We start from the raw sequence: 22,898 nt of genomic DNA on the forward strand, positions 1-22,898 counted from the left end.
GAATTATTCTACTTTTTTAATTTTATAATCATTCCCATTTAAAGTAAAATTTTCTCCTTTTCGTTTTCCCGATAAAAGTTTTCCTACCGGTGAATTTAATGCAACACATAAGTATTCAATATTGTCTATGGTAACAGCACCAATAGAAATACTAATGAAGTAATTGAACTTATCTGTGTCGATTAAACTTCCCAAACGGGCATAATCTGAAGTTGCTTTTATATCAATCTTTTTTAGAAGCTGATTTAGCTTTTCAATTTCTTGTAGTTGTCTTCCAGCATTTTCTCGATCAATCTGAAGCATGGCTCTAGCGGTTTCGTGTTTGTCTCCGGCACTACTTTTAGACTCATCAAACAATGATTCTTCAATATCGGCAATAGTTTGCTTTATTTTTGAGAACCTAACGCCAACCTGATTTTGACAGTGTTGAAGCAACTCAGATTTAATTTCTAATACTGTCATTTTTTCTTCTTTTCTTTAACTTGTTTTTCTAGCGTAAATGGACCAAAATAGCGCATTTGTTTCATAATCCATTGTGTTCTTCTGCCTACGTACGAACCTGGAGGATTTGCGCTATATCGCTGCGGACTAGGTAAAATTGCTGCAATTCTAGCAGCCTGTTCTGTCGAGAGGTTTTTTGCTGACTTTTTAAACCAATACTGCGAAGCAGCCTCGGCGCCATATACTCCAGGTCCCATTTCAATACTATTTAAGTAAACTTCTAATATTCGTTCTTTATCCCAAATAGCCTCGATAAGGATAGTAAAATATGCTTCTAATCCTTTTCTAAACCAAGTTCGACCTGGCCATAAAAATGCATTTTTAGCCGTCTGTTGAGAAATTGTACTTCCTCCGCGAAGTTTCTTGCCTTTTTCATTGCTTTCCATTGCCTTTTTAATCGCTTCTTGGTCAAAGCCATTATGACTTAAAAATGTTTGGTCCTCAGCACAAATTACCGCCAACTGTAAATTTGGAGATATTTCTTGTATGGGAAGCCAATCGTGGCGGGTTTTGTGGTTTTCATCTCCTTCAATAGAGCGAATAGCCATTAATGGTGTATAGGGCACAGGAACATATTTATAAAGTACTACCCAAAGAATCGAAAGTCCGATAAACCAAAAGAGTATTTTAAATAAGAATTTGAGTAATTTTTTAACCATAAATTTTCTCTGTATTTCTAATTTTTTTTAGTTGTGATTTTTACTATTTAAAGCGAAGATAGTAGGTGCTTAGCAATATTAGTCTACGATATCCGAAAGTTGTTTTCCGATTGAGCTTCCTATAGCAATTCCCATTCCGCCAAGCCTTACACCGCAAAAAATATTATTTGATAAAGCTTTTACAATTGGTTTTTTCTGCTTTCCTATTCCCATAATACCACTCCATCGCTTATCAATTTCAAATTTATTATTTGGAAGAATTACTGTTTTAAGCAAATGCTCCAACTGCTTCTGAACCAGTTCCGTCAGTTCCATTTCGGTAGTTTCTTCGGTTTTAAAGTCAAGATTTCGTCCTCCGCCAAATAGAACTCTATTTCCGATATTTCTGAAGTAATAGTATCCTTTATCAAGGTGAAAAGTTCCTTGAATTTGAAGGTTTTCTATGGGTTTAGTAACAAGTACCTGAGCCCTTGCAGGCATAACATCCTCATCCAAAAATTGTTTAGCAAAACCATTGGTCGCAATAATTGCTTTCTTCGTCGAAATTTCAAAGGATGAATTTATTTGAAGGGACACGCTATTTCCGTTATCTAAAATTGCCGTGATTTCAGAGGCATTGAGGATTAAAATATTTTCTTCTGAAGCTTTTTTCAAAAGTCCATGCATCATTTTGCCGGTATCAAGCTGTCCTTCAAATTTGCTAAATAGAAGTTTTTCCTGAATATTTTTAAATTCGAATTTATTTTCTTTTTCAGAAAAGACATCAGCTTTAAATATTGAAAAAAGTAACTTGTTGATGTAATTAATCTTCGATTTACAAGATATGTAAAGCTCCAAGTCTTCAGTGGTGAAAAGCTCGTAGCCGCCGTATTCTTTGTAATCAAGTTGAGTGTCGCCCAATGTATTCCGAAGTAATTGCAGGCCTTCTACTCGGTATTTTACTAATTGAAAGACTTCCTCTTCAGAGTGGTTGTTTAAATCGTCTAATATTTCTGATATACTTCCGTAGCAAGCAAATCCTGCGTTTTTTGTACTTGCGCCGCTAGGAAGAATACCTCTTTCAAATACTACTATCTTACTTTTAGGATATTTTTTCCGAAGTGATAAAGCGCAGTTTAATCCTACAATTCCACTTCCGATAATTGCAAAATCGATGTCTGAAAGCCAAGTTTTGTATTCCCAGAAAGAGAGATTCATAGTACTAAGTATATTAAATTAAAAAAGCATCAAATACCAAAGATAAGTTTTTGGAATTTGATGCTTCTTAAAAATTTTGAGCACTAAGTAAAACGCTTTTTACTTTATACTTAAATTAATCTTCAACCGGTTCATCCATTTTAAATGTATCCATAAAAGCAGTAGTGTAATTTCCTGCGATGTAATCTGGATGATCCATTAGTTGACGGTGAAACGGAATTGTAGTTTTTATTCCTTCAATTACGAATTCATCTAAGGCACGCTTCATTTTGCTAATTGCTTCCTCTCTTGTTTGAGCGGTTGTAATAAGCTTAGCGATCATAGAGTCGTAATTCGGTACAATTGTGTATCCTGCGTAAACGTGTGTATCTAAGCGAACCCCGTGACCTCCTGGCGCATGTAAAACATTGATTTTACCTGGTGAAGGACGGAAATCGTTATATGGATCTTCCGCATTAATCCTACATTCAATCGAATGAAGTTTTGGAGTGTAGTTTTTACCAGAAATTGGAATTCCAGCAGCAACTAATATTTGCTCTCTTATTAAGTCGTAATCAATTACTTGCTCAGTAATTGGGTGCTCAACCTGAATGCGAGTATTCATTTCCATAAAATAGAAGTTTCTGTGCTTATCTACTAGAAATTCGATAGTTCCAGCGCCTTCATATTTTATGAATTCTGCCGCTTTTACAGCTGCGTTACCCATATCGGTACGCAGTTTATCTGTCATAAATGGGCTTGGTGTTTCTTCGGTAAGCTTTTGGTGACGACGCTGAATAGAGCAATCACGCTCACTTAAATGGCAAGCTTTTCCGTTGCTATCTCCAACAATTTGTATCTCGATATGGCGTGGCTCTTCAATAAGTTTTTCCATATACATCCCGTCGTTTCCGAAGGCTGCAGCAGCTTCTTGACGCGCACTATCCCAAGCTTTTTTAAGATTTTCTTTTTTCCAAACAGCTCTCATTCCTTTACCACCACCACCGGCAGTAGCTTTCAACATTACTGGGTATCCAATTTCTTCGGCTACTTTTTCACATTCTTCAAAAGATTCTAAAATCCCTTCACTTCCGGGTACTGTAGGAACTCCAGCGGCTTTCATAGTAGCTTTAGCCGAAGCTTTATCGCCCATACGTTCAATCATTTCAGGGGATGCTCCAATAAATTTTATACCGTGTTCTTGGCAAATTTTAGAAAACTTAGCGTTTTCTGAAAGAAATCCATAACCAGGGTGGATTGCATCTGCATTTGTAATTTCTGCAGCAGCTATAATATTAGACATTTTCAAGTAACTTAAATGACTTGGTGCTGGTCCAATACACACAGCTTCGTCTGCAAAGCGTACGTGCAAGCTCTCTTCGTCGGCCGTAGAGTAAACTGCTACAGACTTAATTCCCATCTCGCGACAGGTTCGAATTATGCGCAGTGCTATTTCACCTCTATTTGCAATTAATATCTTTTTAAACATAACTTTTCCTTAAATAACAAATTCCGAACCTCAAATTCCAAAATATTGGGATTTGGATTTGGGATTTGGAGTTTATATTTATGATGGATCTACTAAAAATAAAGGTTGGTCGAACTCAACTGGAGAAGAGTCGTCTACAAGAACCTTTACAATTTTACCAGAAACTTCACTTTCAATTTCGTTGAAAAGTTTCATAGCTTCAATTACACAAAGTACATCTCCTGTATTGATGTTGCTTCCAACTTCAACAAATGGTGCTTTGTCTGGAGATGGTTTTCTATAAAAAGTTCCGATAATTGGAGACTTTATAGTAATAAGTTTAGAATCTGCCTCTTCTTTCTTTGTTTCAGTTGCATCGGCAGTAGGAGCCTGTTGAACTTGCGGTTGCTGCATTTGAGGTTGTGCTTGCATAGCAGGGATTTGCTGAATGTAAGTAGTTTCACCCTTACTATCATCAGAACCAGTTTTAATGGTGATTTTAATATCTTCCATTTCTAGTTTCACTTCGCTGGCACCACTTTTTGCCACAAACTTGATTAAGTTTTGTATATCCTTTAATTCCATATTAGAAAATTTAGTCTTTAGGTGGTTAAAATTATTTTGAATTGTAAGCCCATTTAAGATAAACGGCGCCCCAAGTAAAGCCTCCTCCAAAGGAAGCAAATATTAAATTATCTCCTTTTTTAAGTTGTTTTTCATAATCGGATAAACACAAAGGTAATGTAGCTGATGTAGTATTTCCGTATTTATGAATATTCATCATAACCTTTTCAGGAGGAAGGTTCATTCTTGCAGAAGTAGCATCTATAATTCGTTTGTTTGCTTGATGAGGAACTAGCCAATCTACATCTTCTCCAGATAGGTTGTTTTTTTTCATCACTTTTTCGCAAACATCTGCCATATTAGAAACAGCAAATTTAAATACTGTTTTTCCTTCTTGATGCACAAAGTGTTGTTTGTTGTTTACAGTTTCTATTGAGGCTGGGAGTAAAGATCCCCCCGCATCAATTTTAAGAAATGGTCTTCCTATACCATCAGTACGTAGGTGTTCATCTTGAACGCCGAGGCCTTCAGTATTAGGCTCAAATAAAACTGCTCCTCCGCCATCTCCAAATATTATACATGTAGTTCTATCTGTATAATCAATAATAGACGACATTTTATCTGCCCCTATTAAAAGTACTTTTTTGTATTTTCCAGATTCTATGTAGCGTGCTGCAGTAGACATTCCAAAGAGAAAGCTTGAGCAAGCCGCAACTAAATCGTAAGCAAAAGCATTTACGGCACCAATTTGGGTGGCTACGTAAACACCTGTTGTAGCAACTGGCATATCTGGCGTTGCGGTTGCCATAATAACCATGTCAATTTCTGCTGGGTCTGTATTGCTTTTTTCTAGCAGGTTTTTTGCTGCCTGTATAGCTAAATAGGAAGTGCCTTTATCCTTGTCCTTTAATATTCTTCTTTCTTTTATTCCCGTTCTAGATGTAATCCATTCGTCGTTGGTATCGACCATTGTTTCTAGAACTTTGTTAGAGAGAACGTAATCTGGCACGTAACTTCCTACAGCGGTAATGGCTGCCGTTATATTGTTCATAAAGCGGAATTAAAATTCACATAAAAGAGTAAAAACCCTTTAAAAGGTGTGAAAATTACTAAATTTTACTTGAATTTCGGCACTAGTATGTCGTTTTTTGACTTTTTGCAAAGTTAAAAAATAAAAAAACCCTCACGTTCCCGTGAGAGTTCCCAGTAATTGTAAATGAGTTTAAGCTTCTACTTGCTCAGTTGCATCGATAACAACTTGTCCGCGGTAGTACATTTTTCCTTCGTGCCAATGAGCTCTATGGAAAAGATGTGACTCACCTGTTGTAGGGTCAGTTGCAAGAGTAGGTGCAGTAGCTTTATAATGCGTTCTTCTTTTATCTCTTCTTGTTTTCGAGATTTTTCTCTTTGGATGTGCCATTGCTATTTATTATTTATCCGTTAATAGTTTTTTTAATGAATCCCAACGGGGATCGGTATTCTCGTCTTCAACAACCGATTCTTCATCAATTGCTTTCGGACTAAGTTCTTCAAGTTTATCTAGTATGTCACTCTTTAATGTGCCGTCTTCTACTCCAGGGTGAATTTTTCGTGATGGCATTGCCAAAACAATCGATTCATAAATGAACTGCTGAATGTTTACTTCATAACTTCCGTGAGGAATAATTAGCAAATCTTCATTCTCATCATTGTATTCTTCTCCAAATTTTACTACAAATTTGTATGATCCTGAAATTTCCTGATCATATAATTCGTTTGTAATATCACAAGCAACGTTTACACTTCCGTCAAAAGTTAATGTAAACTCTAATAACGTGCTTGTTTTATCCAGCAATACGTTGAGATTAATAGCTGCGTTATTAAATTCGTCATACTCAAAATGCTCAAAGAACGCTTTATTTAATTCAAAGTTAAACTGGTGTTTCCCTAACTTCAACCCTACAAAAGGGATGGTAAATTCTTTCAATTCCTTCATTATCACACCTAAATTTAAGACCTTAACCTTACGGATAAGGCGGGTGCAAAGATAAAAAATTATTTCAAATGCAAATTAGTTTTTCTATTTCTTTTTTGAGTAGCTTCTTTTACGTGAAGTTTGCAATGGATTTTTTGAAATTTCTTTGTATTCTTCACGTGTTTTATAAATTGAAATAGCACTGAATACAGCTTCTCGAAACGATTCAAAATTAGCTTCATTTTTACCTGCTAGATCATAGGCTGTCCCGTGATCTGGCGATGTTCTGATTCTATTTAAGCCTGCAGTAAAGTTTACGCCTTTTCCAAAAGCTAATGTCTTAAAAGGAATTAATCCTTGATCGTGATATGAAGCGATTATGGCGTCAAAATTTTTATAATTTCCTGATCCAAAAAAACTATCGGCAGCATAAGGGCCAAATACCATTTTGCCGTTTTTACGAATATTGTCTAGTGCTGGACGTAATAACGTATCGTCTTCGTCGCCAATCACACCATTGTCGCCAGTGTGTGGATTTATCCCTAAAACTGCAATTTTTGGTTTTTCGATGGCGAAGTCTTCAATTAAAGTTTGGTGGATGGTGTTAATTTTATTGTCAATTCGCTCACGAGTAATGTTTTTTACTACATCTTTAACCGCAACGTGATCGGTTAAAAGGCCTACTCTCAAGCTCTCCGAGATAAGAAGCATTAAACTATCTCCTTGTAATTCTTGTGCTAAATAATCTGTGTGCCCTGGAAAATTAAAACCTTCAGATTGAATATTGCTTTTATTGATTGGCGCCGTTACTAATGCGTCAATTTTACTTTCTTTTAATGCTGCAACTGCTGCAATCAACGATTTTATAGCGTATTCGCCGCCTTTTTCATTTTCCTCACCAAAAGAAACGTTTACGTGTTCTTTCCAGACGTTTAATATGTTGATTTTCTTCGGAATTAAATCTTCTATTTTATCTATTCCGTGAAAATTGATATCCGTTCCAAAGTGTTTTTTGAAAAATGACATCAGTTTTACTGAAGCAAATATCACAGGGGTACAAAATTCTAGCATTCTAGAATCTTCGAAGGTTTTTAAAATAATTTCACTTCCAATTCCATTAATGTCGCCTATTGAAATTCCAACAACTATTTTATCTTCTGTAGCCATTTATTAATTGTTATTTTTGCACTACAAATGTAACTAACACATTGTGCATTTTGATTATAATATTTTAAATAAAACGAAATCAATTTTCTTTTCTTCTATTATCAATGAATAGAAAGGGGATTTATATGGTTCGTTTATGCGTGATTACGGGTTTGTAAAATATAATGTTAATCATATTTTCAAAATCCACAACTAACTTTAGAAAAAAAACTAACAATGTTCACAGGTATTATAGAAACTCTAGGTGAAGTAGCTAAACTTACAAAAGACGGTGAAAACCTTCATATTGAAATAAAGTCTCCTATGGCGAGTGAGTTAAAAATAGACCAAAGTGTTTCGCATAACGGGGTGTGTTTAACTGTTGTTGAAATAAAAGACGACGCCTATGTGGTTACAGCCATTCAGGAAACCTTAGAAAAAACTAATTTAAGCACACTAAAAAATAACGCTCTTGTAAATTTAGAAAGAGCAATGAAGTTAGGAGATAGGCTAGATGGACATATTGTGCAAGGTCATGTTGATGGCGTAGCCGAATGTATTAGTATAAAAGAAGCCGACGGAAGTTGGGTTTACACTTTTCAGTATTCTAATTCGGAATTTAGCACGGTTGAAAAAGGCTCTATAACTGTTAATGGTGTAAGCTTAACTGTTGTTGATTCAAAAGAATCACAGTTTAGTGTGGCTATAATTCCATATACTTATGAGCATACAAACTTTAAAGAAATTAAAGTTGGTGATAAAGTAAACTTAGAATTTGATATAATTGGGAAGTATGTTAAGAATTTGATGCAGCCTTATTCATAACCTGATTTCTTTTGTAAAGAATATAAATTCCAAAAATCAATCCTACCACAAGTAATATCCATAGGTTGTCATCAATTGGTAGCTGAGGGCCTTCTGGATCGCCGTCACGAGCGGGTGGCGGAGGACCTTGGGTTTCCGTAACCGACTGCAATGAAAGAAAAACTACCGTGTATAAATATGATATCATGAATGCTATATAATGGTGGGGACGGTAAACACGTGCCTAAAGTAACAATTTTTTAACAACTCTACTAAATTATTTTAACAACATTCTGAGATAAATTTATCTTTTTAAAAATAACACAAGCTCAATAGTAGTAATTTCTAAAAAAAACAAAGTCTTGCAATGCAAGACTTTGTTTTGTGGTGGTCCCACCTGGGCTCGAACCAGGGACCACTTGATTATGAGTCAAGTGCTCTAACCAACTGAGCTATAGGACCGGTTAAGAGGATGCAATATTACTACTTATTTTAAAACCCCACAAGAATTTTATTCCTTAATTTCTTGGCAAAGTTCAACCAAAACTCCGTTGGCAGATTTGGGGTGAACGAACGCTACTAGCTTATTATCAGCTCCTTTTTTAGGGGTTTCATTGAGTAAAATAAACCCTTCTTTTTTCAATCTTTCCATCTCAGATTTAATATCATCGACTGCAAAAGCTATGTGGTGAATTCCTTCGCCACGTTTTTCAATGAATTTTGCAATAGGGCTTTCTGGGTTGGTAGCTTCTAAAAGTTCAATTTTGCTTTCTCCACTTCTAAAGAAAGAAGTTTTAACACCTTCGCTTTCCACCTTTTCACTTTTATACGGTGCGCTGCCTAGCAAGGCTTCGTAAACCTTATTAGCTTCTAAAATATTTTTTACCGCAATGCCAATATGTTCTATTTTCTCCATTTTATTACTTGTATCTGCAAAAATACAAACTTATTTCTATTATAATTCTACAAGCTTAGCGGTATAAATGCAGTCGATACAGTTTTATGTTCTATTTTTGCAGTATGGAAGAAAGTAATAGACAAAAAAAGATAGCCAGTGTTTTGCAGAACGACTTGGCAAATGTACTACAAGGAATGCTACGCGAGGCGGGGCAAACAGGTATAATTATATCGGTAAGTAAAGTAACAGTAACCACAGACCTTTCTATATCAAAGGTATATGTAAGTGTGTTTCCAGCAGATAAGGCTGAGGCAATTGTTGTTGAATTAAATAAAAACAAACCTCATATTAAACATCAAATAGCGCAGCTTACTAAGCATCAGCTTCGAAAAATGCCAGACCTTACATTTTACAATGACGACTCTTTAGAATATATAGAAAAGATAGATCGTGCAGTAAAAGGTGAAGATAATCCGCTGAAAAACCCTGATTTACTTCCGAAAAGAAAAAAGTCGTAGCTTGAATTTTTCCCTCTACATCGCAAAGCGTTATTTGTTTTCAAAAAGTAGCAACAATGCCATCAATATTATTACTGGTATTGCAGCGATTGGAGTGGTAGTTGGTGCAATGGCTTTGTTTATTGTGCTTTCAGGATTTTCTGGCTTAAAAGAATTTAGTCTACAGTTTACAAACGAATTTGATAGTGATTTAAAAATCCTTCCTGAAAGTGGAAAAACCATTTCTTTTTCTGAAGCACAAAAGCAACAATTAGCCAAAATTGAAGGAATCGAAGTCTTTTCAGAAATAATTGAAGAACGTGTTTTTCTACACTACAAAGGAAAAAACCATATCGCCTATATAAAAGGGGTGGATACGGTTTATGGAAGTGTTAATTCTATAGATAGCATTATGATTGCTGGATTGTGGTTTGAACCTTCACTTAGCGAAGTGGTTATTGGTTTAGGAACCTCAAGTAAGCTCTCCTTATATCTAAATGATTACAGTAATCCATTAGAAATATATGTTCCTAAACCGGGTACAGGGCAGTTAAATGCTTTAGATCCCACAAATGCATTCACGAAAAAACGGACTGTAGTTTCAGGAGTTTACAGTGTTAATGAGGATTTAGATTCTAAATATGTATTTACCGATATGGATTTTGCCAGAGATTTACTATCGCTTGATGAATCCAAAATTTCTGCAATTGAAATAAAGATGCTTTCAAATGCTTCAGAAGAATCTGTTAGGGCAAATATTGAAAAAGTTTTCCCTGAAGGTGTTGTTATTAAAAACCGAATTCAGCAAAATGACGCGCTTTATAAAATGCTGAACACCGAAAACATTGCTGTATACCTAATTTTTACATTAGTAATGATTATTGCACTTTTTAATGTAGTGGGTTCTATAATAATGATGATTCTAGACAAGCGAAAAAACATAAAAACACTCTATAATATGGGAGCCTCGCTTAGAGAAATACGCCGTATATTCTTTTTGCAAGGAACATTAATGACTGTGTTAGGTGGTCTAGTAGGGATTTCTCTTGGGGTGCTTGCTGTTTTGGCGCAATTAAAGTTTGGATTTGTAGCAATAACTAGTACTCTGCCTTATCCCGTAAAGCTAAACCTAGTAAACATAATAGTAGTGTTTGTAACCATTAGCGTTTTAGGTATCCTCGCATCCAAAATAGCCTCGAGTAGGGTACGAGAGAAGTTGTTGGTTTAGAAGTATTCACCTTTAATTGTACTACAAATATTTAATGTTCAAATTAAGATTAGGAAACTGAGTTTAGTCGATGGTAACTGGGGTATAATCAACACCTAGTGGGTGACATCTTTTTGATAAGCTTCACAACGAAATTTTATGATTAAAAAATTTTCTTAATCACCAACATATAAATAGGCAAGTTTTATGCCTTAAGTCTTTCAGTCCCGATAGCTATCGGGACGGTCTTACATCTTAGATTAAACAACCAAATATTCGGGGTCTGCACCTAGACTTACCAATGCTTCACAAATTTCTTCTGTAAAATCTTGTGGGCCACACACGTAAAAACGAGAATCAAAATTTCCAATAGTTTCAATAAGGTATTTGCGGTCTATTCGGCGTTCGCGAAAACCAATTACTCCTTCTTTAGTAAACACATTTTTATAGGCGGGGCCTAGCATTTTTGTCAATTCATCGTGAAGTATAATATCGTCTTTTGTTCTGTTGGAATACAACAAGGCTACTTTGCGTAGATTTCCACTTTCAAAAAGTGCTCTAAAAATTGCGATAAATGGAGTTATCCCAGTTCCGCCAGCAATAAAAATACCTGGCCCTTTATATTTTATAGTCCCAAAAACCTCGTGAAGTAGAAGCTCTGCTCCCGTGTTGAGTTTTCCCAATTGAGCGCTAACGCCTTCGTGCTCTTCGTAAATTTTTACGATGATCTCTAAATAATCCCAATGTTGTAATGAGGTAAAGGTGTAGGGGCGTAGCTGATTTTCCCAGCCAGGAATATTTATAGAAATAACCGCCGATTGGCCTGGGGCGTAGGTGAAATCTTTCGGTTTTTCTAGTACAAAACGTTTTACGTTATGGGTTATATATTGATTGCTTATTATTTTGAGGGTCTGCATTAGGCTAATTTAAACTTCAAAGATAGAAAGGTTTTTAATGAAAAACAGTTTATTTATTTAAACAAACTCATAATCTGCAAACACTTGCATAACTTCATCAAAAGCTTCAAAAACCGATGCAGAATCGTCGCTGGTTACCATTTTCATTCGGTATTCCTTAAAGTTTGGAATTCCCTTAAAATAGTTGGTATAGTGGCGGCGGGTTTCAAAAACGCCAAGTTTTTCACCTTTCCAATCAATTGCCATTTGTAAGTGGCGTTTGGCGGCTTCTACACGCTCAAGCATCGATGGGGGTGGTAAGTGTTCGCCAGTTTTAAAATAGTGTTTTACTTCTTTAAAAAACCAAGGATATCCAATACTTGCACGGCCTATCATTGCACCGTCTAAGCCATATTTATCGCGCATTTCCATAGCTTTTTCCGGCGTATCTACATCGCCATTTCCAAACACAGGAATATGCATTCTTGGATTGTTTTTTACTTCGGCAATAGGAGCCCAATCGGCATTACCTTTATACATTTGGGCGCGAGTACGGCCGTGTATAGAAATTGCTTGACAGCCTACATCTTGTAAACGTTCGGCAACTTCCATAATTTTTATACTATCGTGATCCCAGCCTAATCGTGTTTTTACGGTTACAGGCAGTTTTGTGTGCTTTACCATGGCTTCGGTAAGGCTTACCATTAAATCTATGTCCTTTAAAATTCCTGCACCTGCGCCTTTACTTACTACTTTTTTTACGGGACAACCAAAATTAATGTCGATAATGTCTGGACCGCTGGCTTCTACAATTTCTACACTGCGCAACATAGATTCTAGAACAGCTCCAAAAATCTGAATTCCAACAGGGCGTTCCTTTTCATAAATATCAAGCTTCATCACACTTTTTGCAGCATCCCGAATAAGTCCCTCCGAAGAGATAAATTCAGTAAAAACCACATCGGCGCCTTGTTCCTTACAAAGTGCACGGAAGGGCGGATCGCTTACGTCTTCCATTGGGGCTAGTAATAATGGAAAATCAGGCAGTTGTATGTTTCCTATTTTTGGCAATTCTTTATTATTTGAGAATGCAAAAGTAGTAAATATCAGTATAATAAATCACTATTGACTTACTAAGACTTAAGACCGCCTCTATAAAGGACGTAAGACATGGGATTTGACGCGTAAAATAATGATGTATAGTGTTTTGACGTTATTTATTTTTAAAATGCGCTAATTTTATGTCATAATTTTTTGGTATTATGTTTTACGTCTAAAAGTCTTATGCTGTTTACTAAAATTAGTTCTACTAATGAAATTATTATTAACTACTGCATCATAACTAAAATAATCACTCTTTTAATCTATATTTGCAATTCGTAGCACGAAGAAGGATTAATTTATGAAGAACATCAGAAACTTTTGTATTATAGCGCATATTGATCACGGGAAAAGTACTTTGGCCGACCGACTATTGGACGCCACAGGTTCCGTTACTAGTCGTGAAAAGCAAGCGCAACTATTAGACAGTATGGACTTGGAGCGCGAGCGTGGTATTACTATTAAAAGTCACGCGATACAGATGGACTATATGTACAAGGGTGAGCAATACGTATTAAACTTAATTGACACTCCTGGGCACGTTGATTTCTCGTACGAAGTTTCTCGTTCTATCGCTGCTTGCGAAGGCGCCTTACTAATTGTAGATGCTGCACAAAGTATTCAGGCGCAAACGATTTCTAATTTATACTTAGCACTGGAAAATGATTTGGAGATTATTCCAGTATTAAACAAAGTAGATCTTCCTTCGGCTAATGTCGAGGAAGTTACCGATGACATTGTAGACCTTCTAGGGTGTAAGCCAGAAGAGGTGATTCCAGCTAGTGCAAAAACAGGGCTTGGTATTGAAGAAATACTGAGCGCCATTATCGAGCGAATTCCACCGCCAACAGGTGTTTTGGATGAGCCGTTACAAGCCTTGATTTTCGATTCTGTTTACAATCCATTCCGTGGGGTTGAAACATACTTTAGAGTTTTAAATGGTGAAATAAAAAAAGGGCAGCACATAAAATTTATGGCTACCGGAAAAAGTTATTACGCCGATGAAGTTGGAACTTTAAAATTAAAGCAACTTCCAAAAGATTCGATTAAAGCTGGAGATGTTGGATATTTAATTACAGGAATTAAAGAGGCTAAAGAAGTAAAAGTAGGTGATACCATTACCGATTCAAAAAATCCGACAGTTAATATGATTGAAGGGTTCGAAGATGTAAAACCGATGGTTTTCGCTGGAATTTATCCTGTAGATACTGAGGATTATGAGGAGTTGAGAAACTCAATGGAAAAACTTCAGTTGAATGATGCTTCTTTAATATTTATTCCTGAAAGTTCTGCAGCTCTTGGATTTGGTTTCCGTTGTGGTTTCTTGGGAATGCTCCACTTAGAGATTATACAAGAAAGATTGGAAAGAGAGTTTGACATGACGGTAATTACTACCGTGCCAAACGTATCATACCATGCATTTACTAATAAAGAGCCGGATACACCAATTTTGGTGAATAACCCTTCCGACTTACCGGAACCTTCAACTTTAAATAGAGTAGAGGAACCATTTATAAAGGCTACAATTATTACAAAGTCAGATTTTGTTGGTTCTGTAATGTCTCTTTGTATTGAAAAGAGAGGTGAAATTACCAATCAGACATATTTAACCACCGAACGTGTAGAGCTAACTTTTGATATGCCTTTGGCAGAGATTGTTTTCGACTTTTACGATCGATTAAAAACAGTTTCTAAAGGGTATGCTTCTTTTGATTATTCTCCAATAGGAATGCGTCAATCGTACTTAGTTAAGGTTGATGTATTATTAAACGGAAACGTTGTAGATGCACTTTCTGCTTTGCTTCACCGAGATAATGCTTATGATATTGGAAAGAAAATTTGCGAAAAACTTCGCGAACTAATCCCAAGACAACAATTTGATATTCCTATTCAAGCTGCTATTGGAGCAAAAATTATTGCTCGTGAAACGGTTAAAGCACTTAGAAAGGATGTTACCGCAAAATGTTATGGGGGTGATATTTCTAGAAAGCGTAAACTTCTTGAAAAGCAGAAGAAAGGTAAAAAGCGTATGCGTCAAGTAGGGAATGTTGAAATTCCTCAGGAAGCGTTTATGGCGGTACTTAAGCTAAATGATTAATTTCCGCAGCTAGCACCGGTTTCTTCTAAACCAGAAATATAAGTTCCGTAAGGAGTCCCTGTATCTTGTCCGTTTACAGAAGCATTGCCATTGCTTTCTTCACACACTTCAAAATCTAATGTTGAAGGTGAAGAACATGTAGTGCAAGATCTTCCGTCGTCTTTTTTACAAGAGGAAACGAAAAGGATGCAAATGATTCCTGTAATAAAATAGACTTTCTTCATTTTTTCTTTTTATCTAAAAACGAAACTATCAACGGTTTATTTCTCAGATTTCCCTTCGTTCTCAGAGCGCGTAGCGTTTACAACATCTTCAAAATCCATAGGTTTTCCTAAATAAACTAAACTACTACCTTCTTCAATTTCTAATTCAGTAGGAGAAGTAATCAGGTCTAAAAATCCGTTTGGGTGTTTTAAAAATAGTGGAATTGCATTTTTATCTTCGCCAACTATGTTCAACACTCTCAAAAATTGATTGTGATTTTCTATCGGAATTTCTTGAATAGAAGGGAATTCTTGGGCAACTTGCGCAAAGCGAGAATAATCGTGAGTATAAGAGAACAATTCTTTAATCGATAAGTTTTTGTTCTTCTTCATTTCATCTGAGGTAATTAGCCTAAACGTTCCATTTTCCCCAAAATATTTTTCAAATCGGTTAATTGCTTGCTTGTTAATTTCGTCACTCCCAGTCATGGCTAAAATATAGCCCACATCATTTAGCTCTATATTGTCTGTTAAATCATCGGTATAAATATTCGCAGTAAATGCCTCCAATCCTAATTCTTTAGCTCTATTAATATTTAGTTGGTTAGAATCTACTAGCACTACATGGCGTTCGTTTTTATGTAAATAAGTGGCAATTAGTCTAGATGCTTTTGAAGCTCCTACAATTAAAATTCCTTCAGACTTTTTAAGGTAAACGCCCATCCATCCAGCAACCAATCTAGCAGTAGTTGCGTTTAAAATTACTGTAATTAAAACCACAGCAAAAACTAAAGGGGTGATGTATTCTGCACCTACTACACCTTTTGTAACAAGTTTAGTTCCAAATAAAGATGAAATACCTGCCGCAACAATTCCGCGAGGTCCTACCCAGCTAATAAAAAGTTTTTCATTTACTTTAAGAGAGGATCCGGTTGTGCTTGCAAAGACAGTTAATGGCCGCAAAATAAAAATGATAATAGCCAATAATATGGCAGTTTTCCAATTGTAAACTAATAGCAAATCTTCAATGCTAATATTTGCGGCAAGTAGAATAAATAGAATGGAAACCAATAAAACACTTAATGATTCTTTAAAGTAAAGAAGTTCTTTAAGACTTGGTAAGTCGCTGTTACCAAGAAACATTCCCATAACAACCACGGCTAGTAATCCAGATTCGTGAGCAAATAAATCGCTTATTACGAATACCGCCATTACCATAGAAAGCGCAACCACATTAGATAGATAGTGAGGCACCAGTTTCTTTTTAATGGCGAAATATAGTGCATATCCCGCAGTAATACCGAAAGACATCCCTATTAACACAATCTTTCCAAAGTCCAGTAAAGCTTGCTTAGTATAGCCCGAATCGCCTTCAACACTTATAAATTCATAAACAAGTACAGCTACAAGTGCGCCAATAGGGTCTATTAATATACCTTCCCATCGCAACACTGCAGCAACGTCTTTTTTCAGTGGAATATTTCTCAAAATAGGAGATATTACCGTTGGTCCTGTAACTATTATTAAGGCTGAAAATAGAAACGAAATCCTCCAGTCTAATCCAAAAATATAGTGTGCAGCCGCTCCAGCTCCAATAAATGTTATCGCGGCACCTATGCTAATAAGTTTTCCGATTGCGGGCCCTACTTTAGAAATTTCATCGCGCTTGAGCGTTAGTCCTCCTTCAAAAAGTATAATTCCCACCGCTAGTGATACAAAATAGAAAAGATTCTCCCCGGGGAAGAGGCCTTTTTCTCCATTCCAAATGGGTTGAAGCCATTGAGTTCCATCGGCAGATATTAGTGTAGAGATTGGTCCTACCAAGAGGCCAATCATAATTAAAGGTAAAATGGCAGGTATTTTAAATTTCCAAGCTACCCATTGGGCCAATATTCCTAAAATTATAATTCCTGCAAGTTCTACCATATAAAACGGGGTTTTGGCAAATTAAGAAATTTTCTCTTCCACTAAAAAAGAATAATTTGTTAAAAATAGTATAATTATTTTTACTTGGGCCTTAGGAGTGTAACGCTTTTGTTATTTTGCAACTCATTTCTTCAAATTATGCAACTATTTCCAATTGAAGCCGGTAATTTTAAATTAGATGGCGGTGCAATGTTCGGCGTTGTACCAAAAACCTTATGGACGAGGACGAATCCTGCGGACCAAAATAACATGATTGATATCGCTGCGCGTTGTCTTCTTATTGAAAATGGTGATCGATTAACACTTATTGACACCGGAATGGGTGATAAACAAAGTGAGAAGTTCTTCGGTTATTATTTTAGATGGGGCGACCACAATCTCGACAACTCTTTGAAGAAACACGGGTTTCATCGTGACGATATTACCGATGTTTTTATGACGCACCTACACTTCGATCATTGTGGTGGTAGTGTTCAGTGGAATAAAGATCGAACAGGCTATGAAACTGCTTTTAAAAACGCGACCTATTGGAGTAATAAAGACCACTGGAAGTGGGCTACAGAGCCTAATAGACGTGAGCAAGCTTCATTTCTGAAGGAAAACATTTTACCAATGCAAGAAAGCGGGCAGCTAAAATTTGTTGAGCAACCAATGTCAGACTTTTCAGAGGCTAAGGAGCTAGACTTCGGAATACTTTATGTCGATGGACATACCGATAAACAAATGATTCCGCATATAAACTATAAAGGAAAAACCTTGGTCTTTATGGCAGACTTGCTCCCTACAGCTGGTCATTTGCCACTTCCGTTTGTAATGGGATATGACACAAGACCGCTATTAACTCTACCCGAAAAAGAAAAATTTCTGAATAAAGCTGCAGAAAATAATTTCTATCTTTTTCTAGAACACGATGCACATAATCCTATAATTACAGTAAAAAATACCGAAAAAGGAGTTCGACTTAACGAAACTTTTTCCCTAACAGAATTCTTTAACTAACACTTTAATTACAATAAAATAAAATGAAAATTTTTAAGATCTCTTTACTTGCAGTTGGTTTTTCAGCTGTCTTAGCTAGCTGCGGTGGTGCCTCAGCAATTATTGCTACTCCAATCGAAAATATTGATGCCAACCCATTAAAAACCGCGCCATTAACCGATGCAGAATTAAAAAATTGGCCAATGATGGATCTCGTGGCCGATACAGTTCCTGGAATGAGTGTAGACAAAGCGTACAATGAATTAATTGGAAAGCGAAAAGGAAAAACTGTTATTGTAGGTGTTATTGATAGTGGTGTGGATATTGACCACGAAGACCTTAAAAATGTACTGTGGACGAATCCTGGTGAAATACCTGGTAATGGAATTGACGATGATAACAATGGCTTTATAGATGATGTTTACGGATGGAATTTCCTAGGAGATATCACTGGTGAGAATATGGAGTTTGTTCGTATTATCAGAAAACTTAAGCCAAAATATGAGGGAAAAAGCGAATCTTCAATTAGTGCAGCGGATAGAGCAGAATTTGCTATCTACCAAAAAGCGCTAGCAGAGTATGAAAAGGAAAAGGGTGAAGTTGATATGAATAAAGCTCGTTACGGGCAAATGCTTTCTCAAATAAAACCAGTGCACCAAGCAATGGCAAAAAAATTGGGGAAAGAAGATTACACTAAAGAAGATTTAGCTGCTATTAAAAACCCTACTGCCGAAGAGCAACAGCAAATAGGAATGCTTAACCAAATGCTGAGCTTTGGAGACTCAATCCCTGAACTTATCGAAAATATTGAAGGAGGTTTAAAGTACTTCAATTCTAGAGAGCAGAATCATTTTAATATGACCGAAGATTTCCGTGCAGTATTGGGAGACGATCCTTATGACATCACTGATAATATTTACGGTGATGGTAATGTTGCTGGGCCGGATGAATTAAGAGAAGAAGCTAAACACGGAACACACGTAGCAGGAATTATTGCAGCGCAACGCAACAATGGAATTGGAATGAATGGGGTAGCTAATAACGTTCAAATCATGTCTGTTCGTGCAGTACCAGATGGTGATGAGTACGATAAAGATATTGCATTAGCTATTCGTTATGCAGTAGATAATGGAGCTAAAATCTTAAATACTAGCTTCGGAAAATACTACTCTCCAAATTCAGAGTGGGTTTACGATGCAATTAGGTATGCTGCTTCAAAGGATGTATTAATTGTAAATGCAGCAGGAAACGACGGGTTAGATTTAGATACTGTAAATGTTTATCCAAACGATCAATTAGACAATGGACCAGAAATGGCCGATACTTTTTTAACCGTTGGTGCGCTTAATTACAAATACGGAAGTGAATTAGTTGCAAACTTCTCTAACTACGGAAAAAACAATGTAGATGTATTTGCACCTGGTGTAAAAATTTATTCAACAACACCATTAAGTACTTACGAATATTTACAAGGAACTTCTATGGCGGCACCTGAAGTTGCTGGTGTTGCAGCTGTAATTCGTTCGTATTACCCAGAACTTTCAGCAGTTCAGGTTAAGCAGATTTTAATGGATAGTGGATTAACTTCAACTGCAAATGTTATTTTAGGAGGTGAACAATCTAACACTCAACCTTTCTCAGAAATTTCAAAGTCAGGGAAAATGGTGAATTTGTATAACGCCTTAATTATGGCAGATAAAATGAGTAAATAATGAAAAATATTTTTAGCGTATTATTTATAACCGCTTTAATTTCTGGTCTTTCGGCAACCCTTATTTCGGCCACTGCACAAAACAATAAGTGTTATTGGCAACAAAGAGTTGATTATAAAATGAACATCGATGTAGATGTCGAAAAATATCAATACAAGGGAACTCAGGAGTTGAAATACACAAACAACTCTCCTGATACATTAAACAAAGTTTTTTATCACTTATATTTTAACGCATTTCAACCTGGAAGTGAAATGGATGTACGCTCTCTTACCATTGCCGATCCAGATAGAAGAGTAGGTGATAGAATTTCAAAATTGACATCGGAAGAAATCGGATATATTAAACCAACCTTTTTTACTCAAGATAGGGAAACAGTTAAATACACTATCAAAGGAACAGTGATGGAAGTGATTTTGAACACTCCTATTCTTCCAAATGAAACCACAGTATTTAATATGAAATGGGACGCGCAAGTACCTTTACAAGTACGACGTTCGGGTAGAACAAGTGCAGAAGGTGTGGCATTAACAATGACACAGTGGTACCCAAAGATAGCTGAATACGATTTTGAAGGATGGCATGCACATCCATATATTGGACGTGAATTTTATAGTGTTTGGGGAGACTATGATGTTACAATAACTATTGATGCGGATTATACCATTGGTGGTACTGGGTATTTACAAAATCCAGCAGAAGTTGGTCATGGATACACACTACCAGGTCAGAAACCAATGCATCCTAAAAACGGAAAGTACACATGGCACTTTTTAGCGCCAGACGTTCACGATTTTGCTTGGGCGGCAGACGATAACTACATCCACGATACTTATGAAGGCCCAAATGGGGTTACACTTCACTTTCTTTATAAGGACAACCCTGAAATTGCAGAAAACTGGAAAAATCTTCAGAAAAAGACTGCAGAATTAATGGAGTTTTTTAATGAACATATAGGACCTTACCCTTATGAGCAATATTCAGTAATTCAAGGAGGAGATGGCGGAATGGAATATGCTATGAGTACAATGATTACTGGCGAACGTGATTTTGGAAGTTTAGTAGGTGTAACGGCTCACGAACTTGCACATATTTGGTTTCAATTTGTGTTAGCAACAAACGAAAGTAAGCACGAGTGGATGGATGAAGGATTCACAGTTTACATTGCAGATGAGGCGATGAATTATGTAATGGAAGAAAACAAAGCAAATCCACACGCAGGTTCATATAGAAGTTACTTTTTTAACGCAACTAGTGGACAAGAACAGCCGCAAACTACTCACGCAGATAGATATGCTACAAACCGAGCTTATAGTATAAATGCATATAGCAAAGGTTCTGTTTTCTTAGCACAACTTGGCTATGTAATTGGTCCTGACAACCTTTCAAAAACGTTGAAGCGTTATTACACCGATTTCAAATTTAAGCATCCAACTCCAAACGATTTTATTCGTACTGCTGAAAAAGTTTCAGGGTTTGAATTGGATTGGTATTTAACAGACTGGACCCAAACTACTAATACGATAGATTATGGAGTTAAAGCGGTTGAAACTGAAGGTGATAATACTAAAGTAACTTTAGAAAGAATTGGTTTAATGCCAATGCCTATAGATCTATATGTAACGTATGAAGATGGTTCTCAAGAATTATTTTACATTCCACTTAGAATGATGTGGGGCGAAAAGCCAAACCCTTTTGCTGAATTGAAGCGAACTGTTTTAGACGACTGGCCTTGGGCATATCCTACCTATACCTTCGAAATTAAGAATGGTAAAAAAGTTAAAAACATGATGATAGATGCTACACAAAGAATGGCAGATATCAACCCAGAAAATAACTTTTGGGAGAAAACAACAAAGAAGAGTTTAATAGAAGTAAATAAGAAAAAGTCTTAAAACTCATTAAGGATTTTTGCGGCCTCTGCCAAAGTATCATCGGTTTTTGCAAAGCAGATTCGGATTTGTTTAAAATCTTTTTCAGCCTTGTTAAAAACCGATGTTGGTATGGTCGCTATTCTATGTTCTTTGGTAAGTCTTTCTGCAAACACAATATCACTCTCATTTGAAATTTCAGAAAAATCTAGCATCTGAAAATATGTACCCTTGGAGGGAATAATTTTAAAATTAGACTCTTTCATTAAGTTGAGAAAGAAATCACGCTTTTGCTGGTAGAAATCAGACAGTTTTAAATAATGACTCTCGTCTTTTAAATAGGTAGCAAATGCTTTTTGAAAAGGATGATTAACAGAAAAAACATTAAATTGATGTACTTTTTGAAATTCTTTCATCAATGGTGCAGGTGCTACACAATACCCAATCTTCCATCCTGTATTGTGAAATGTTTTCCCAAATGAAGCGGTAACAAAACTGCGGTTTGCTAAGCTTTCAAATTTTGAAGCACTTTGATGTGAATTCCCATCAAAAATAATGTGTTCATATACTTCATCGCTTAAGACTAATAAATCATTTACTTCAGCTAAAAGCTGTAACTGAAGCATATCGTCTTCAGAAAAAAGCATACCACTTGGGTTATGCGGACTGTTGATGATAATCATTTTCGTAGATGAAGAAATTTTATCTGCAACTTCTTGCCAATCTACTTTATAGTAAGGTGGTTTTAATTGAATAGGAACAACTTTTCCACCAAACAACGCTACTGTAGGTGCATAACAATCATAGGCAGGGGTAAATATAATTACTTCATCTCCATTTGAAATCGTTGCTGCAATTACTGTAAATATTGCTTGAGTTGCCCCAGCAGTTACCGTGATTTCTGTTTCTGGATTATAGAAATGTTTGTGAAGTTTTTCAATCTTATTTGAAATCTCCATTCTAAGTTCAAAATCTCCAGCCATTGGGGCGTATTGATTGAAACCCTCTTCCATAGCCTGATCTACAAGTGCACCTAAAGCAGGATCGGTTGGAAAATTTGGAAATCCCTGCGAAAGATTAATGGCGTCGTAATCTGCCGCCATTTTACTCATAACTGAGAAGATGGAGGTGGGGATATTTGGGAGTTTTGAATTTGTATTCATATTGATTGAATTTTTAGACTTGAATGTGCTTGTCTAAGTTACTATTAATTTCAACCAATAAAAAAACCCTCGCTCC

Annotated in this window: 23 protein-coding genes and 1 tRNA gene; 7 read left to right on the forward strand and 17 right to left on the reverse strand. The window is 36.2% G+C overall.

Annotated elements, in window-relative coordinates:
* Positions 1-3: 3 nt before the first annotated feature.
* The 9 genes from RT250_RS05275 to pdxA all read right to left on the reverse strand — a co-directional run bounded on the left by RT250_RS05275 (position 4) and on the right by pdxA (position 7,489).
* Positions 4-462 (reverse strand): 3-oxoacyl-ACP synthase, encoded by a 459-nt coding sequence (locus RT250_RS05275; protein ID WP_313112788.1) that lies wholly within the window; start codon positions 460-462, stop codon positions 4-6.
* The gene (mtgA, locus tag RT250_RS05280) at positions 459-1,160 is read right to left on the reverse strand and encodes a monofunctional biosynthetic peptidoglycan transglycosylase (RefSeq protein WP_313112790.1); all 702 of its coding nucleotides are present in this window, start codon (positions 1,158-1,160) and stop codon (positions 459-461) included. Before mtgA ends, RT250_RS05275 begins: the two co-directional genes overlap by 4 nt.
* Before the next feature lie 78 nt (positions 1,161-1,238).
* A complete protein-coding gene (locus RT250_RS05285; protein ID WP_313112792.1) occupies positions 1,239-2,357 on the reverse strand; it encodes an NAD(P)/FAD-dependent oxidoreductase in 1,119 nt (372 codons plus the stop codon).
* A 115-nt stretch (positions 2,358-2,472) separates the two neighbouring features.
* Positions 2,473-3,825 carry an acetyl-CoA carboxylase biotin carboxylase subunit gene (gene accC / locus RT250_RS05290; protein WP_313112794.1) on the reverse strand — a complete coding sequence of 451 codons (1,353 nt, stop codon included), beginning with the start codon at positions 3,823-3,825 and terminating at the stop codon, positions 2,473-2,475.
* Positions 3,826-3,903: 78 nt separating this feature from the next.
* Complete coding sequence (accB, locus tag RT250_RS05295; protein ID WP_313112796.1) at positions 3,904-4,389, reverse strand: acetyl-CoA carboxylase biotin carboxyl carrier protein; 486 nt, start codon at positions 4,387-4,389, stop codon at positions 3,904-3,906.
* A gap of 31 nt (positions 4,390-4,420) precedes the next feature.
* The gene (locus RT250_RS05300; protein ID WP_313112798.1) at positions 4,421-5,419 is read right to left on the reverse strand and encodes a beta-ketoacyl-ACP synthase III; all 999 of its coding nucleotides are present in this window, start codon (positions 5,417-5,419) and stop codon (positions 4,421-4,423) included.
* A gap of 171 nt (positions 5,420-5,590) precedes the next feature.
* On the reverse strand, positions 5,591-5,788 hold the full coding sequence (rpmF, locus tag RT250_RS05305; protein ID WP_062620449.1) for a 50S ribosomal protein L32: 198 nt from the start codon (positions 5,786-5,788) through the stop codon (positions 5,591-5,593).
* A 9-nt stretch (positions 5,789-5,797) separates the two neighbouring features.
* Complete coding sequence (locus RT250_RS05310; protein WP_313112802.1) at positions 5,798-6,343, reverse strand: YceD family protein; 546 nt, start codon at positions 6,341-6,343, stop codon at positions 5,798-5,800.
* An 84-nt stretch (positions 6,344-6,427) separates the two neighbouring features.
* Positions 6,428-7,489 carry a 4-hydroxythreonine-4-phosphate dehydrogenase PdxA gene (gene pdxA, locus RT250_RS05315; RefSeq protein WP_313112803.1) on the reverse strand — a complete coding sequence of 354 codons (1,062 nt, stop codon included), beginning with the start codon at positions 7,487-7,489 and terminating at the stop codon, positions 6,428-6,430.
* 216 nt (positions 7,490-7,705) lie between these two features.
* Here pdxA and RT250_RS05320 point away from each other — a divergent pair, with 216 nt between their 5' ends.
* Positions 7,706-8,293: a riboflavin synthase gene (locus RT250_RS05320; RefSeq protein ID WP_313112804.1), complete on the forward strand. Its 588-nt coding sequence runs from the start codon at positions 7,706-7,708 to the stop codon at positions 8,291-8,293.
* On the opposite strand, the gene RT250_RS05325 is transcribed toward RT250_RS05320, so the two are convergent.
* The 3 genes from RT250_RS05325 to mce all read right to left on the reverse strand — a co-directional run bounded on the left by RT250_RS05325 (position 8,265) and on the right by mce (position 9,188).
* Positions 8,265-8,480, reverse strand: a complete 216-nt coding sequence (locus tag RT250_RS05325) for a hypothetical protein (RefSeq protein ID WP_313112805.1) — start codon at positions 8,478-8,480, stop codon at positions 8,265-8,267. The two genes, RT250_RS05320 and RT250_RS05325, sit on opposite strands and share 29 nt — an antisense overlap.
* A 177-nt stretch (positions 8,481-8,657) precedes the next feature.
* Positions 8,658-8,734 (reverse strand) — tRNA-Ile (locus RT250_RS05330).
* A gap of 49 nt (positions 8,735-8,783) precedes the next feature.
* Positions 8,784-9,188 (reverse strand): methylmalonyl-CoA epimerase, encoded by a 405-nt coding sequence (mce, locus tag RT250_RS05335; RefSeq protein WP_313112806.1) that lies wholly within the window; start codon positions 9,186-9,188, stop codon positions 8,784-8,786.
* 104 nt (positions 9,189-9,292) lie between these two features.
* Here mce and rbfA point away from each other — a divergent pair, with 104 nt between their 5' ends.
* Entirely contained in the window at positions 9,293-9,688 is a 396-nt protein-coding gene (rbfA, locus tag RT250_RS05340; protein WP_165144759.1) for a 30S ribosome-binding factor RbfA, read from the forward strand.
* Between the two features lies 1 nt (position 9,689).
* The gene (locus tag RT250_RS05345) at positions 9,690-10,895 is read left to right on the forward strand and encodes an ABC transporter permease (protein WP_313112808.1); all 1,206 of its coding nucleotides are present in this window, start codon (positions 9,690-9,692) and stop codon (positions 10,893-10,895) included.
* A gap of 239 nt (positions 10,896-11,134) precedes the next feature.
* On the opposite strand, the gene RT250_RS05350 is transcribed toward RT250_RS05345, so the two are convergent.
* Positions 11,135-11,791: an FAD-binding oxidoreductase gene (locus RT250_RS05350; RefSeq protein ID WP_237606420.1), complete on the reverse strand. Its 657-nt coding sequence runs from the start codon at positions 11,789-11,791 to the stop codon at positions 11,135-11,137.
* Between the two features lie 57 nt (positions 11,792-11,848).
* Complete coding sequence (gene dusB, locus RT250_RS05355) at positions 11,849-12,841, reverse strand: tRNA dihydrouridine synthase DusB (protein ID WP_313112811.1); 993 nt, start codon at positions 12,839-12,841, stop codon at positions 11,849-11,851.
* Positions 12,842-13,172: 331 nt separating this feature from the next.
* On the opposite strand from dusB, the gene lepA reads away from it, so the two are divergent.
* Positions 13,173-14,969, forward strand: coding sequence for a translation elongation factor 4 (lepA, locus tag RT250_RS05360; protein ID WP_313112813.1), 1,797 nt, complete (start codon positions 13,173-13,175; stop codon positions 14,967-14,969).
* Here lepA and RT250_RS05365 read toward each other — a convergent pair.
* Both RT250_RS05365 and RT250_RS05370 read right to left on the reverse strand, forming a co-directional pair.
* A complete protein-coding gene (locus tag RT250_RS05365; RefSeq protein ID WP_313112815.1) occupies positions 14,966-15,193 on the reverse strand; it encodes a hypothetical protein in 228 nt (75 codons plus the stop codon). The two genes, lepA and RT250_RS05365, sit on opposite strands and share 4 nt — an antisense overlap.
* A gap of 36 nt (positions 15,194-15,229) precedes the next feature.
* Entirely contained in the window at positions 15,230-17,098 is a 1,869-nt protein-coding gene (locus RT250_RS05370) for a cation:proton antiporter (RefSeq protein WP_313112817.1), read from the reverse strand.
* Positions 17,099-17,236: 138 nt separating this feature from the next.
* Between RT250_RS05370 and RT250_RS05375 the strand changes: the two genes are divergently transcribed.
* From RT250_RS05375 to RT250_RS05385, 3 genes are read left to right on the forward strand one after another with little or no spacing between them, the layout of a single operon-like run.
* On the forward strand, positions 17,237-18,097 hold the full coding sequence (locus RT250_RS05375; protein WP_313112819.1) for an MBL fold metallo-hydrolase: 861 nt from the start codon (positions 17,237-17,239) through the stop codon (positions 18,095-18,097).
* 23 nt (positions 18,098-18,120) lie between these two features.
* Positions 18,121-19,788 (forward strand): S8 family peptidase, encoded by a 1,668-nt coding sequence (locus RT250_RS05380; RefSeq protein WP_313112820.1) that lies wholly within the window; start codon positions 18,121-18,123, stop codon positions 19,786-19,788.
* Positions 19,788-21,683, forward strand: a complete 1,896-nt coding sequence (locus tag RT250_RS05385) for a M1 family metallopeptidase (protein ID WP_313112821.1) — start codon at positions 19,788-19,790, stop codon at positions 21,681-21,683. Before RT250_RS05380 ends, RT250_RS05385 begins: the two co-directional genes overlap by 1 nt.
* On the opposite strand, the gene RT250_RS05390 is transcribed toward RT250_RS05385, so the two are convergent.
* Positions 21,680-22,822 (reverse strand): methionine aminotransferase, encoded by a 1,143-nt coding sequence (locus RT250_RS05390; RefSeq protein ID WP_313112822.1) that lies wholly within the window; start codon positions 22,820-22,822, stop codon positions 21,680-21,682. The two genes, RT250_RS05385 and RT250_RS05390, sit on opposite strands and share 4 nt — an antisense overlap.
* Between the last annotated feature and the right edge of the window lie 76 nt (positions 22,823-22,898).

Origin of the sequence: Aequorivita sediminis, from assembly GCF_032080575.2 — a bacterium.
GTDB classification, from domain to species: domain Bacteria; phylum Bacteroidota; class Bacteroidia; order Flavobacteriales; family Flavobacteriaceae; genus Aequorivita; species Aequorivita sediminis.